Here is a 14,898-nt window from a genome sequence, read left to right on the forward strand (position 1 = left end):
TTAAATTTTTTTCAAAATAAAAAGTGAGTATTTTGCCTATTTATGTTACGGGTAAATAACGGATTTCAAACCCCGGACTATTATTAAAAGTCTTGGCATTTTCGAATCAAAGCCCGACACAACATTTTGGGGTTGGGGAAAATCGCCAATAGAGACCGGAGGGGAACCTTAATACATTACTGCCTTGGCGTGGCCTTCCGCAAAATCAGGTAATCATCATATTCTGAAAAATCACTGCACTATAGCAGAGCACCTCTTTCAGGGGGTTGCCATTTTTATGCCGCTTTAGTCTGATGTAGAAACCCTGGCCCTCTGGGCCAGGTCAGAGTGCAGTGGCTTTGCCATCTGTACGACTCAATGTTACTCAATATTCGAAGTTGTCCCCACAACAAACGAGTAAGGAGTAACAAATGAGCCGATTCCAAAAGTTATCACAGACATTATGGTGTTGCCAATACCATATTGTCTGGGTTCCCAAATACCGCTTCAGGATTTTGAACGGTGACGTGGCGAGAGAGGTTGCCAGCTGTATCAGGGCATTTTCAGAGCAAAAAAAGTGCAAAATTGTTGAACTGAATGTTCAAATTGATCATGTCCACTTGCTTGTTAAGGTGCCCCCAAAGATTTCAATCTCAGATTTTATGGGGATTATAAAAGGGCGTACCGCAATCAGAGTGTTCAACAAGTTCAAACATTTAAAATGCAAACCCTATTGGGGTAACAAGTTTTGGGCCCGCGGATACTGTGTTGATACGGTTGGTTTGGACTCTGAGATGATACGAAAGTATGTGAAGTATCAAGAACAAAAAGAAAAACGGGCAGAGCAACGAGACCTGTTCAGCTGAAATTAATTCGGGATAGCTTCCCTTGCCCCCTCAGGGGGCAAGGCATACTAAACCCCTTTTAGGGGTAGCCCAAGGCCTGGCCCTCTGGGCCAGGATATTTACTAATATAAACATAGATTTATACGAAAGGCAGTTTGTAAAAGGGTCGATTGTCCCTATCTCTTTTTTGAGTTTATAATCTATATTTTTTAATGTCTTATTTCATGTGCGATCCTTAGATAACTTTCGGATAGGTTATTGCAGCATAAAAAAGGAGAATGTGATGACACAAATTAAAAAGATGTTCAATAAAGGTGATCGACGGCTAATCAAGGACCGGAGATTCCTGGTGACTGCAAAGAAAACACAGGAAAGGCGGACAGGCTTGAAACGTCGTAACGGATTGGACAGAAGGTATAAGCAGATTCATTTAATCAAAGGCATCAATCGCCGGGTGGGGTGATTTCATATCACAATGTCCTTGGCCCCCATGGGCTTAAAACTAATTGCGTTTACTGGTATTCCCAGGACTCATTCGAGATAAATTAATGGGAGCCCCAGATCTGGTATTTTTTTTAGATTGCTTTGTTGCATTGGAACCCAATTTCAGATAATTTGACCATGATTTAATTCTTATATTTCATATCGGCCGGCCACTTTTTTTTAGGAGAGTAAAGTTGAGAGCAATCAATTGTTTTTTCCACGCAGCATATCAATCTGTTTATCAAGGGGTGTTAATTCTTGTTTTTACCCTTGCTCTTATGCCGCCCTGCCATGCAAAGGAGGGCGTCTATATTCCTGAATTGCTTGCTCCCTGGGTTGACTGGGTACTCCATGACAAACGAGAACAAGTGGAATGCGTTCCCCAGTATAACAATGGTGATATGGTTCTGTGTGCCTGGCCCTCGGAGTTGAACCTGGTGTTGAATAACCAGGGGGGAAGTTTTGGGCAGTCCTGGCGTGTGCACAGCGAAAGCTGGGTGGCACTGCCCGGCAATAGCAGCCAATGGCCGGGAAAGGTTCAGGTTGACGGAACCCCCTGGATTGTCGTTCAGAAGAACCAGCGGCCGGGAATTGAACTTCCTTTGGGAAACCATCGGGTAACCGGCAGTTTTACCTGGCTAAAACTGCCCGAGAATCTTCAGATCCCACCAGAATCCGGCCTTGTCTCGGTGAGGGTCAACGATCAGAAAATTCAATTCCCCAATCTTGATCTGTCCGGCCGATTATGGCTCAAACAAGTTCAGGCAGAAGAAAAAATTGAGAACCGGTTGAAAATTGAGAGTTTCAGGCTGATAAAAGATACCATCCCCTGTGAGGTTCTGCTGCATTTTACCCTTAATGTGGCAGGTGTTGCCCGGGAAATTACCATGGGGCCTTTGTACCCACAGGAGAGCTTTACTCCCCTTTCATTAAAAAGCCCTTTGCCTGCTAAGCTTGAACAGGACGGCAGACTGCGTATTCAGGTGCGGCCGGGCAAGTTTCAGATACAATTGGGTCTGCGGCATATGGGGGTGTTAAACAAGCTTGCCTTTCATCCCCCTGAAGATGGGAATTGGCCCGGGCAGGAAATCTGGTCATTTGCGGCCCGGCCGGATTTACGGCTGGTTGAGATCCATGGGGTTTCCCCGGTGGACCCCCTCCAGACATCCATGCCCAGGGACTGGCATCAATATCCTGCCTACCGGCTCGCCCCGGGTGAATCCATGGAATTTCAACAGATTAAACGGGGGGATCCGCATCCGGCACCGGATCAACTGACATTGAACCGAAACCTCTGGCTTCGGTTTGATGGATCCGGGTATACGATTCAGGATACCATCAAGGGTCAGAAAAATACCAATTGGCGATTGGAAATGGATCCGGGCATGACCCTTGGCCGGGTGGCTGTGGATGGAAGCGAACAATTGATTACCCGGCGAAAGGGGTCAGAAAGGGCAGGGGTAGAACTTCGCAATGGGAGGGTAAATCTTGTGGCCGACAGTCTTTACCAGGGCGCTATATCCGCCCTTCCCGCCACGGGCTGGGACCATGATTTTCAACAGGTAAAAGGCCGATTGTTTTTGCCGCCGGGCTGGAAATTATTAAATGCTGCCGGCATCGACAATATCCCCCGCACCTGGATTAAACAATGGACTCTGCTGGATTTTTTCATTGTGCTTATTTTTACCATTGCCCTGGCCAAACTTTTTTCTACCCCCCTGGCCGGAGTTGCCTTTGTCACCCTGGTCTTGACCTATCATGAACCAGGGGCACCGCTATATGTCTGGCTGGCGCTATTGATCGGTTTTGCCCTGCTCAAATACCTGCCCGATGGAAAATTTAAAACAGCGGTTAAATTTTATCAGGGAGTGACCATGATTTGCCTTATTTCTATTGTGGTTCCCTATACCGTTGATGCCCTGCGGATCGGTATGTATCCCCAGCTGGAAAGACCCTGGACCTCCATGGGCGAAATCGCTGGCCGCAGGGCACAAGTCTTGCCCGGGCAGATGGATATGGTGCAGGAAATGGCTGCCCAGCCCCAGCTATCCAAGTCAGTGGCCAGGCTTTCTAACTTTGCAAACCAAAAGAAGCAGGCAGCTTTAAACTCTCAATTGTCCGATAAAGAAGCCGGCTATTATGGTTCCCAGGTGATGCAGCATGATCCCAAAGCCCTTACCCAGACAGGGCCGGGTTTGCCCCGGTGGCTTGCCTTTGATACAATCAACTTTAGCTGGTCAGGACCGGTTACAAGGGATCAGTTTGTCTCGTTTACCCTGATTGGCCCGACGCTAAATTTGGTGTTGGCCTTTGTGCGGGTGTCGCTTATTTTGCTGCTGGCCCTGGGCATGTTGGGTATCTCCTACAGGCCTAAAAAAGGCCTTGGCTTCTCCGGGATGAAATCATTAAAGATATTTTCGTTTCTGGCGCTTTTTTTATTGAGCCCCGCCCTGGCACAAACCACTGAAATTCCGTCTTCGCAATTATTGGATGAATTGGCAGATCGGCTGCTTGAACGAGCGGATTGTTTTCCAAATTGCGCCGATATTTCAGATATTCATATCCGCATTGACCCGGATCTGCTTTCCCTATCGGTTCAAATAGACGCAGCTCTTTCTTCGGCCATCCCCATCCCATCCCATACAGATTACTGGTTGCCCAGCAAGGTCTCCATGGACGGTATTCCTGCCCAGGGCCTTTTGCGCCTGGGACAAAATTTGTGGGTGACGGTGCCAAAGGGCAAGCATCTTTTGACCCTGGAAGGAGCTATCCGCAAACAAAATTTGCTGCAGCTGCCGTTCCCCTTAAAGCCCCACAGGGTGAGTATCAAGGCTGTGGGCTGGTCCGTGGAGGGGGTGCATCCCGACGGCAAGGTGGACGCCCAATTGCAGTTTAAACGGATCGCAAAACAGGATAATCCCCGTCAGGAAATATTGGAAACCGGCATCCTCCCCCCCTTTGTACGGGTGGAGCGAACCCTTCTTTTGGGGCTTGTCTGGAAAGTTCAAACAAGGATACACCGCATCAGCCCTGTTGGTTCAGGCGTTGTTCTGGATATTCCCCTTATCGTGGGAGAGTCGATAACAACACAGGGGATTCGGGTTTCACAAGGGGTTGCCAAGATCACCCTGGGGGCTGATCAGACAGATCTTGGCTGGGAGTCTTTTTTAGAACCTACGGATCAGATCCGGCTTGTCCACAAACAAACCTCCGCTTGGACGGAAGTCTGGAAGGTGGATGTCAGCCCCATATTTCATCTGGCATATGAGGGGATTCCGGTTATCCTCCATAAAATTGGAACCCGCTGGTATCCCACCTGGCATCCATTGCCCAAGGAGACGGTCACCCTGAAAATCAGCCGGCCAGCCGGAATTGAGGGGCAAACATTGACCATTGAAACGAGCCATCTTGAATTACATCCGGGCCGGAAAACCACGGCGGCATCCTTGGCCCTATCCATCAAGAGCAGCCAGGGCGGGCAACATCTTCTTACACTGCCGGCCACGGCCCAATTGCAAGAAATCAGGATCAAGGGAAAACGTGTCCCCATAAGACAAGACGGCCAGCAGGTGATGCTTCCCATCATTCCCGGTCAGCAAAATATTGCCCTAAAATGGATTGAATCAAAGTCGATGACATCCCTATACCAAAGTTCCCGTGTTGATCTGGGGGCTGCCAGTGTGAATGCCAGCGTGGACATTTATCTTCCGGCCAACCGCTGGCCCTTGTTTGTGGGTGGGGAGCAATTGGTGGGCCCTGCCGTTCTTTTCTGGTCTGTTATCATCATTATTTTTCTGGGGGCGTTGGGCCTGTCAAAAACCGGATGGGCAGGCCTAAAATTTTATCATTGGTTTTTACTGGGCATCGGTATGTCCATGAGCAATCTTATGGCCTGTCTTATTGTTGTGGGGTGGTTGATTGCCCTGGATCGGAAAAATAAAGTGATTCACCTTGAGGGCCTTGGGTTTAACCTGGTACAAACCGGCCTGGCACTTTTGACCCTTGCGGCTCTGGGGTCCCTGGTTTTTGCCATTTCCAATGGATTGCTGGGCCATCCGGATATGAATATCATGGGCAATGGATCCAACAGTTCACTTTTAAGATGGTACCAGGATGTGAGTGGCCCCATACTCCCGGAGGCCTGGGTGTTTTCAATCCCCATGCTGGCGTATCGAATTGCAATGCTGGCCTGGGCCCTTTGGTTATCCTTCTGGCTTGTGGGGATTTTAAAATGGGGGTGGCAACAATTTATGCTGCCAACGCTTTGGTACCGTTTGCCGCCCAGAATTAAGAAAACGGCTAAAAAAGAATCACCCCAAACGGAAAGGACAGATCCTTCCGGTGCGTCTGACAAATTACCATGATTAAATATGAATGGCGGTGGTTATATATCGATTGCTGATGGTTTTCATGGAGGTGGTTAGAAAAAAATATAAAAATAAATATTGTCAAATAAAGCCTGTCACCAAGCATTTCTTATCATATATTTTTCTTTTAAGGCCACGGTTTTTTTGGGGTTGCACGGTTTTTGCTATTCTACTTTTTGAATGAAAAATTTTAAAGTTTAAGGAGGCCTGTGATGGAAAAAAGAGACTATTTGAAAAATTTTTTGAGATGTTGCTGTGTGTCAGGTATTTTGTTAGGGTTGGCATTTCCTTCCTTTGGCTGGGCTTCCGAAGCTGAGTCTTGGAAAAATTTAAAATTCAGTATTCAAATATTTTCCATCCCGGAAAACTTCAGTCTGGAACAGATGTCTTTTTCTTACAATGGGCTTGCGGGTCGCGGGAAATCACCAAGTATTAATTCGGCTGGGATGGCCTCCCAGGAACGCGTAATTCCGGCCAATCCATTGGTTGACCTTTCAGAGCCCAATACCTTAAATAGCCGCATACGCGAGATCGGGGCATTCCTCCTCCAATATATAAATGTTGATAGTCCGACCTATACAGGACAAGGGGAACCAGAATTAGTAACCCCCGGTCGCCCCAAGGATCAAAAGATATCTTTTGAGTTTGAGTCAACCCCTTCGAATTTCAGCGGGGCGGTTCTGTTCACCATGAATATTTGATGGTGTTTGGTATTTTTCCGGGAAATGGCAGCGTCTTTCCTGACTTTTTTACGCAGTTCTTAATAGGAGACGTCCGACGCATGATGATATACTTAACCCAGTCAGAGAGGATGATTTCAATCTTAATCATGGCTTCGGTGACGGTAACGATTCTTTTAGACAGCATTCTTTTTGGTTATTTGATTGTATCGCATCTATAGCAGCGTTTCTGATTGAAAAACGGGCCATGGATTCTAAACATTCCCTTTCGTTTTATTTGCATATTTGGTTAAGTTTTGAACCTAAAGCACCGATCTGATAGGAAATAAAAAAAAAGGGGGATATACCATGGTTTCCGTGCAAACAAACCTATCTGTTTTATCTGCCATCAGGGACGGTTCTTTTCAGACATCCAGCCCGGCTGTAAATAAAAACACTAAATTGAAAGCAACCCAAAATGAAATTTTTCAGTTTAGCTCTCAAATTAAAACAGATACCTGGCAAAACTTAAGGGATCAGAGCGCCATCCTTCATTTTAATCAGCTGAACACAGCGGATAAATCTTCATTATTTTATAAGAATACGCCTATTTCAGAACTCTCTTCCGATGAAGCCACTGCGCTTGTTCAAGAGGATGGTTATTTTGGAATTGATAAAACCTCCCAGCGGATTATCGATTTTGTGATAAAGGGTGCCGGAAATGATATCGAGAGGTTAAAGGCTGGAAGAGAAGGCGTCCTGAGAGGGTTTAGTGAGGCGGGTAAGGCCTGGGGAGGAGATCTTCCGGATATAAGTTATAAAACGATAGAAAAATCCATAAAAGCCCTGGACGACCGAATCGCTGAGCTGGGTGGAGACCCTGCGAAAATAACGGCCTGAATTATTTTCTTAAAAAAGTGTTGCATTTTTTAAACAGACATGTCAGATAAATAATCGTGTTAGGAAAAAGATCGTTGAGTAAATATCGGGTAACTAGGACGATGATGCATGGTAGAAAATAAAATTGACATTTTGCTTAAAAGAATTTTGAACGCAACCGGGATCAGTTCCCAGGCAGAACTTGCAAAAGAACTTGGTATCAACCGATCCGGCATCACCCACGCAAGAAATAAAAACAATATTCCGGAAAAATGGATTGTTAAGCTCTACCGAAGGTTTAAGTTTAATCCTGAGTGGATAGAAACCGGCGTGGGGCCGGTTTTTCTAAATACTAAGCCCACCAATGACATCGCCTATAAACAGATACCCAAGGTGGCGGCTCGGCTGTCAGCCGGGACCGGCTCCTTTGAATGCGGTGAGGAAATTACACAATATTTGTCTTTTCAGGCCGCCTGGCTTGCCAGAAAGGGGCCTGCCGCCAGTATGGTGGCCATGGAAGTCTTTGGGAACAGCATGGAACCGGTTATTCGGGAAGGTGATACCGTTCTCATTGACCAGTCACAGAAAGCCATAATGGCAGGGGCTATCTATGCCGTGGGGGTGGAGGATACCATTTTGGTCAAACGGTTGGAAAAACATCCGGACAAACTTGTTTTGTCCAGCGATAATAAAGATTTTGAACCTATTTATTTGGAAGCCGATATGTTGTCAAAGGTCCGGATATTGGGCAGAGTGATCTGGAGTTCCAGGGAATACAGATAGTTTTTTGTGTTAGATTTTTTTTGACGGGTGTGTTTAGTTTTTTCAACAAGAGATGAATTTTTTAAACAAAAAGGAGATGTTATGCAACTGACAAAAAAAAATATATACAATAGGTGTGCCATGGGGTTGACTGCTCTGATTTGGGTTTTTGGGTTGCTTGCTGCCGGAAGTGACAGTATATATATGCCCTGGTTGAATGTTGTGGGCGCCATTATTTTTTTGTTGGCAAGTCTTTGGCTTGGCCGGACGCTTCCCGGGCTTGAGGCATCCAATCTTGAGGCATCCAATCTTGAGGCATCCAATAGGGTTGTTTCGTCTCCCGTGTCAGTGAGGACAAAGGGTCTTGCAACAACTTTTGTGAAAAAACAAAATTCCCGTTTTGTGCAAAAACAAAATTCCCGAGTTAATACCCGTTATACCGGCGGGTGGAGTACGGTGTGATTTTTTATACGAAAATGGTTTCATAACGGCAATATGCAAACGGCCAGGATTAAAATTTGTAATTATTATAATTGATTCCATAATATATATGAAAAATTAATATAATTTTTTGAAGTATACCCCTTAAAATTTTCGCAAAATTTCAGAAAACACATGTTTTCCTAAATGAATAAGTATCCAGTTTACAATAGGTATACATTCTGCTACAAGTAAACCGTGTTTTATTTGTTTTGTTTATGTGATTGAGTGTGCAGTTTGTTATGTAACAAGCTGTCCTTTTTTTGAACAGGACGGCGTTAAAACAATTTAAGGGGAACAATATATGAGTTTTCAAGCCAAGCTTTCCTCCGGGGAATTTGCCGTACTCGCAGAAATGGATACCCCCAAGGGAATCGACATCGCTGATCTGATTACCAATGTAAGATATTTGAAATCAAGAGTTGATGCCATCGCAATCCCGGATATGGACAATGGCGTCATGCACATGAGTGCATTGGGCGGAGGGGCGCTTATCCGTCAACAGGGGGTTGAGCCCCTTATCCATGTTTATGGCCGAGATCGTAACAGAATGGCTCTCCAGGGTGACCTTTTGGCTGCTCATATTCTTGGGATCCATAACCTTCTGGTCGTTCAGGGCGAGGATATGGCCAATGGGGATCACCAGGATGCAACGGAGGTCAATGACCTGAATGAAATCGCTTTGCTCCAGATGATTAGTTCCCTGACCCGGGGAACGGACATGGCCGGGTTTGAACTCAAGGGAATTCCTAAATTTACCATCGGGTGTGCCATTGCACCCATTGCAGACGATGCACAACTCAAGCGAGAGGTGGCCGCTGCACAGAAAAAAATCGATGCAGGTGCCCAGTATATAATGTTGCCGCCTGTGTTTGATATGAACTTTTACACCCAGATGATCGATGCATTCAACTCTTTAAGTGTCCCGGTGATCGCCTCTGTTTTTCTTTTGAAAAATGTGGGTATGGCCCGTTACATTTCCATTAATGACCCCAATTCCCGACTTTCAGAGGATACTATCCGCCGCATTCGAGGTTCAAAAGACCGCGAGAATGAATGCATTGACATTGCAGGTGAAATTATCCGTTCTGTAAAGGGAGCAGCACAGGGAATAAAGATTTCAGCTCTTGGTTGGGAAGACCGGTTACCGGCCATCCTGGATCGTGCCGGTCTTTAGGAAAACAAAAATTAACCCATTTTCCGTTTGCTATTTGTATGGGGTCATACAAGTGACGGATATCCATAATTAAATTATAGGTTACACATGCAAAATCTTGATAAAAAAGACGATAAGCAGTCCGACAAAGACCGTGTGCTTGTTATCGGCGGCGGTGTCGGAGGCATTCGGGCAGCACTTGATCTGGCCGAATCCCGGCGTGATGTACTGCTCATTGACAAGTCGTATAGTATTGGCGGTTTAATGACACAGCTGGACCGCACTTTTCCCACCAATAATTGTGATCTTTGTACGGTGGCACCAGATTTATCTGCCAGCGGCAGGGACCGTTATTTGGAAGTGAAACCCATGACCCGGGTTGAACGACTCACAGGGGTTGCAGGGGATTTTACGGCAACTCTGGTCACAGAGCCCCGCTTTATTGATATCGATAAATGTACGGGTTGTGGGGAGTGTGCCCAAAAATTTCCCGAGGCAGTGAGGTTTACCCCTGGCCTTGACCCAAGAGCACCTACTTGCATGAGGTATCCCCAGGCAACGCCCTATGCCTTTTCCATTGACATGGACAAGGTAGAGGATATTGCTGAACTTCAAAAAGTGTGCAAGGCCAACGCCATTCTTGCCGAGGATAAAACAACCCAAACGGATATTAAAGTGGGATCAGTGGTATTGAGCGTGGGGGCAGACCTTTTTAATCCTGATGTTCTGGACAATTATGGCGGCGGGAAGTATCCCAATGTGGTGACCGGTCTTGAATATGAGCGGATCATGTCGGCTTCCGGTCCTTTCCAGGGAAGTCTTGCCCGGGTATCGGATCGTAAACGGCCCAAAAAAATTGCCTGGATCCAATGTGTGGGGTCCCGGGGGATTAACAAGGGTGATGTGACTTATTGTTCAGGCGTCTGCTGTATGTATGCTCTGAAAGAGGCGATCGTTACCAAGGAACGCTTTGAGGAAGAGATTGAAACAACTATTTTCTACATGGACATGCGGACCTACGGAAAAGATTATGAACGCTATTTCAACCGGGCAAAAGATGAATACAATGTCCGCATGATCCGTTCCCGGCCCCATTCCATTATTGAAAATACAAAGACCCACGATCTTTCCCTCACTTATGCTTTGGAGGAAGAGGCGTTACAGACAACTGAAGAGTTTGATATGGTGGTCCTTTCGACCGGCTTTCGGGTCGGGGATGCTACCATTGACCTGGCGAATAAGCTGGGAATAGAGCTCAATGAACATAACTTTGCCCAAACCGATCATTTCAATTCTGTCAAAACATCCAGACCCGGCGTTTATGTCTGCGGTGTCTATGAAAGTCCCAAAGATATTCCTGAAACCATTGTCCAGGCAAGTGCTGCTGCCGCCATGGCGTCTGCCGATCTGCCCACAATTCTGGCCGAAGACCGGGTGGATGATTTATTTCCTCTGGAACGGGATGTTTCGGCAGAAGCCGTAAAAATTGGGGTTTTTGTCTGTGATTGTGGTGTTGATATAGGCGGGGTGGTGGATGTCGGCAAGGTAATTGAGTATGCAAAGACAAATTCCGATGTAGCCGTTGCCAAAGCGGTCGGCTACGGTTGTTCCGCCGAATCCATGGTCCAAATTGAATCCTTGATTTTAGAACATGGGCTTAACCGGGTGGTCATTGGTGGCTGTTCCCCAAGAACCCATGAAAGTAAATTCCAGGATCTTTTAAGGCGGGTGGGTCTGAACCGATATCTGGTGGAAATTGTTAATCTGCGGGATCAGAATACCTGGCCCCATAGAGGGCAACCGGAACTTGCCCAGGAAAAAGCTTATAAGCTTCTCCAGATGGGTATCAGCGGTGTTCGTAAAAATCATCCGCTCATGGACAATACCCTGCCCATGAGTCAAAATGCCCTGGTAGTCGGTGGCGGTGTTACCGGTATGACGGCGGCTTTGAAGCTGGCAGAGCAGGGGGTTCGAACCTATTTGATAGAACGGGCACCCGCCCTTGGGGGGCTTGCCCAATCCATCAGTAAAACCATTGAAGGCGATGATGTGGGTGCTTTTATCACCGATTTGGTTGAACGGGTGACGGCACATGAAAATATTCATGTGATGACACGCTCCATCATTGTGGATCACAGCGGAATGCCGGGTTTGTTTAAAACCGGTATTCATACCGGGGTTCGCATGACTTATATGCAGATTGACCATGGGGTTACCATTCTGGCAACCGGTGCCCTTGCCAACCGGCCAAAGGAATATGGTCTGGACAGCTTAAACGGGGTTGTCACCCAGCTGGAACTGGATTCTCTTCTGGACGCTGATACAGATAAAATTGCTGCCATGGAACAGGTGGTCATGATTCAATGTGTGGGCTCAAGGGAAGAGAGCAATCCTAATTGTTCCAGGATTTGCTGCCAGGCTGCTATTAAAAATGCCCTTCGGATCAAGGAAATCAATCCTGAAACAGATATTTTTGTGTTGTACCGGGATATCAGAACCTATGGATTCCAGGAAGATTATTATAGAAAAGCCCGGGATCTCGGGGTGAAGTTTATCCGGTTTTCATTGAAAACAAAACCGGTTGTCAGGGAGGAAGACGGCAAACTGTATGTCAGCGTCCATGATTTTATTCTGGGGCAGACCATTGAGATAGAGGCCGATTGTCTGGCCTTGAGTACAGGGCTTGTCGCCGATGATGAAACAACGGAAGATCTTGCCATGATTTTTCATCTGCCAAGAACCGAGGATCATTATTTTTTGGAAGATCATGTGAAATTACGGCCGATTGACATGGCGGTCAGGGGATTCTTTATTGCCGGTACCATCCATTCCCCCAAGACCATACGCGAAAGTATTACCCAGGCCCTGGCTGCTGCAGGGCGCGCCCAGACCCTTTTGTCTAAAAAGGAAATCAATTTGGGAGCGGCTGTTGCCCATGTGGACACCAATAAATGTGCTTCCTGTCTGATCTGTGTAAGGGCATGTCCCTTTGGTATTCCCTTTATCAATGCCGACGGGTATTCACAGATAGATCCCGACAAATGCCAGGGATGCGGTATCTGTGCGGCAGAGTGTCCGGCCAAAGCGATTCAGCTGATGGCCTATGAAGATGATCAGATTTTGGCGAAATTAGATGGCTTATTTGAGAGGGTTAATTAATGGAAAATTTTGAACCGGAAATTGTTGCATTTTGTTGTCACTATTGTGCATACACTGCAGCAGATATGGCCGGAAGCAAAAGAATATCATATCCGCCCAATGTAAAAATCATCCGGGTGCCCTGCACAGGCAAGGTGGATGCGATTCATATAATGAAAGCCCTGGAAAAAGGGGCTGACGGGGTATACGTGGCAGGATGTCTTGAAGGAGACTGTCATTTTAAAACCGGTAATACCCGGGCCAGTCATCGGGTGATCCAGGTCCAAAAAATTTTGGAAGACCTGGGATGGGAAACGGACCGGGTGGCCATGATTAATATGTCCGCCGGAATGGGAGAACGTTTTGCTCAGACAGCCCTTGAATTTACCGAAAAAATAAGGAATATGGGCCCGAGTCCCGCAAAACAAAGGAAACCTGAACCCCAGGCTGTCAGTTAAATATAAAATATTTGGAGAGAAAAAATGATAACAGCAGAACAAAAACCAATGCAGGAAATAATCCGGTATATGGCGCCATACAAAAAAATTCTTTTGATTGGGTGTAATGAATGTGTCACTGTCTGTGCTGCCGGTGGGAGAAAAGAGGTGGGGTTGTTGGCCTCTGCCCTTCATCTCAACAGTCTCAAAGAGGGCCGGACGATTGATATAAAAGAAATTACCCTGGAAAGGCAATGTGATCCCGAGTATGTTGAAGAATTGAACGCCTATATCGATGACGCCGATGCGGTTTTGTCCATGGCCTGCGGGTGCGGCGTTCAGACCATTGCCGAACGTTACAAAAAGGCCCATGTTTATCCTGCGGTCAACACCAAATTTATGGGGGCATCTCTTAGCCAGGGGGTTTGGGCGGAAAGATGTCAGGGCTGTGGCGATTGCATGTTGGGAATCACCGCAGGGATCTGTCCTATTTCTCGATGCTCAAAAAGCCTTTTAAATGGTCCCTGTGGCGGGTCGTCAAATGGTAAGTGCGAAATCGGGGAGGACACCGATTGCGCCTGGTGTCTGATCTGGGAGCGCCTCAAGGAGCTTGGCCTTCAGGATCGGTATGAGGAATTGGTTGAGGCAAAAGACTGGAGACCTGCCGGCGGTGCCGGACCCAGAAAAATTATCAGAGAGGATTTGGCATTATGAAAACGGAAAGCAGACTGGAAAAAGTATTGACATCTGGGGCAATGGCAGTTACTTCCGAGGTGGGACCCCCAAGGGGCGTTAATGCTGAGATTGTAAGAACCAAGGCAAATATGATCAAAGACCATGTGGACGGCATTAATGTCACTGACAACCAGACCGCCATGGTCAGAATGTCCTCCATGGCTGCCGGAGTTATCATCAAACAGATGGGGCTTGATCCCATTATTCAGATGGTTACAAGGGATCGAAACCGTCTGGCCTGTCAGAGTGAAATTATTGGTGCGGCCGCTTTTGGCATTGATACCATGCTTTGTCTTTCCGGAGATCATCCCAAATTTGGGGATCACGCCCAGGCCAAGGGCGTTTATGATATTGATTCGATTCAGTTGATCCAGTGCGTGAAAAAAATGCGGGATGAAGGAAAGTTCCAGGGCGGAGCCGAAATGAAAGGAAGTCCACAAATGTTCATAGGGGCTGCTGCCAATCCCTTTGCCGATCCCTTTGAACTTAGGGTCATGCGGCTGGCTAAAAAAGTGAAAGCCGGTGTTGACTTTGTCCAGACCCAGTGTATTTTTAACCTTGATAAATTTGAAACATGGATGGATGGTGTGGAAGAGAGGGGACTGGATGATCAGGTTCATATTCTTGCTGGTATCACCCCCATGAAATCAGTTGGCATGGCACGGTATATGAAAAACAGGGTTCCGGGTATGGATGTGCCTGATGACGTGATTAAACGGATGGCTGGGGTCAGCAAGGAACAGCAGCCTGAAGAAGGGATCAAAATTGCTGTGGAATCCATGGAGAGACTCAAGGAAAGAAAGGGGGTCCACGGATTTCATATTATGGCCATTGAATGGGAAGAGCGGGTGGCCGAGATCGTTGAAAAAGCAGGAATGTACCCAAGGCCCCAGGTTTAAAAGATCAGGTTTAAAAGATCAGGTTAAAAAATCAGGTTTAAAGAATAGGTGAATTTAAGTCCCTGTTTTACTACAACAA

12 protein-coding genes are annotated in these 14,898 nt (G+C 46.7%); all 12 read left to right on the plus strand.

Annotated elements, in window-relative coordinates; genetic code table 11:
* Nucleotides 1-410: 410 nt before the first annotated feature.
* Nucleotides 411-845: an IS200/IS605 family transposase gene (gene tnpA, locus ACZ45G_RS09650; protein WP_464177064.1), complete on the plus strand. Its 435-nt coding sequence runs from the start codon at nt 411-413 to the stop codon at nt 843-845.
* A gap of 262 nt (nt 846-1,107) precedes the next feature.
* Entirely contained in the window at nt 1,108-1,287 is a 180-nt protein-coding gene (locus ACZ45G_RS09655) for a hypothetical protein (RefSeq protein ID WP_464177452.1), read from the plus strand.
* Nucleotides 1,288-1,501: 214 nt separating this feature from the next.
* Nucleotides 1,502-5,671, plus strand: a complete 4,170-nt coding sequence (locus tag ACZ45G_RS09660; RefSeq protein WP_464177455.1) for a hypothetical protein — start codon at nt 1,502-1,504, stop codon at nt 5,669-5,671.
* A gap of 215 nt (nt 5,672-5,886) precedes the next feature.
* On the plus strand, nt 5,887-6,375 hold the full coding sequence (locus ACZ45G_RS09665; RefSeq protein WP_464177457.1) for a hypothetical protein: 489 nt from the start codon (nt 5,887-5,889) through the stop codon (nt 6,373-6,375).
* 327 nt (nt 6,376-6,702) lie between these two features.
* Nucleotides 6,703-7,233: a hydrogenase-4 component G gene (locus ACZ45G_RS09670; RefSeq protein WP_464177459.1), complete on the plus strand. Its 531-nt coding sequence runs from the start codon at nt 6,703-6,705 to the stop codon at nt 7,231-7,233.
* 108 nt (nt 7,234-7,341) lie between these two features.
* Nucleotides 7,342-7,995, plus strand: coding sequence for a LexA family transcriptional regulator (locus ACZ45G_RS09675; protein WP_464177461.1), 654 nt, complete (start codon nt 7,342-7,344; stop codon nt 7,993-7,995).
* A gap of 81 nt (nt 7,996-8,076) precedes the next feature.
* Nucleotides 8,077-8,436, plus strand: coding sequence for a hypothetical protein (locus ACZ45G_RS09680; protein WP_464177463.1), 360 nt, complete (start codon nt 8,077-8,079; stop codon nt 8,434-8,436).
* 322 nt (nt 8,437-8,758) lie between these two features.
* Complete coding sequence (locus tag ACZ45G_RS09685; RefSeq protein WP_464177465.1) at nt 8,759-9,631, plus strand: methylenetetrahydrofolate reductase; 873 nt, start codon at nt 8,759-8,761, stop codon at nt 9,629-9,631.
* Nucleotides 9,632-9,718: 87 nt separating this feature from the next.
* A complete protein-coding gene (locus ACZ45G_RS09690; protein ID WP_464177467.1) occupies nt 9,719-12,769 on the plus strand; it encodes an FAD-dependent oxidoreductase in 3,051 nt (1,016 codons plus the stop codon).
* Complete coding sequence (locus ACZ45G_RS09695) at nt 12,769-13,206, plus strand: hydrogenase iron-sulfur subunit (protein WP_464177469.1); 438 nt, start codon at nt 12,769-12,771, stop codon at nt 13,204-13,206. Before ACZ45G_RS09690 ends, ACZ45G_RS09695 begins: the two co-directional genes overlap by 1 nt.
* A gap of 24 nt (nt 13,207-13,230) precedes the next feature.
* Nucleotides 13,231-13,899 (plus strand): methylenetetrahydrofolate reductase C-terminal domain-containing protein, encoded by a 669-nt coding sequence (locus ACZ45G_RS09700; protein WP_464177471.1) that lies wholly within the window; start codon nt 13,231-13,233, stop codon nt 13,897-13,899.
* Nucleotides 13,896-14,819: a methylenetetrahydrofolate reductase gene (locus ACZ45G_RS09705; RefSeq protein WP_464177473.1), complete on the plus strand. Its 924-nt coding sequence runs from the start codon at nt 13,896-13,898 to the stop codon at nt 14,817-14,819. The genes ACZ45G_RS09700 and ACZ45G_RS09705 overlap by 4 nt, the downstream gene beginning before the upstream one ends.
* The last annotated feature ends 79 nt before the right edge of the window (nt 14,820-14,898 follow it).

It is taken from the genome of Desulfoconvexum algidum, assembly GCF_055382125.1.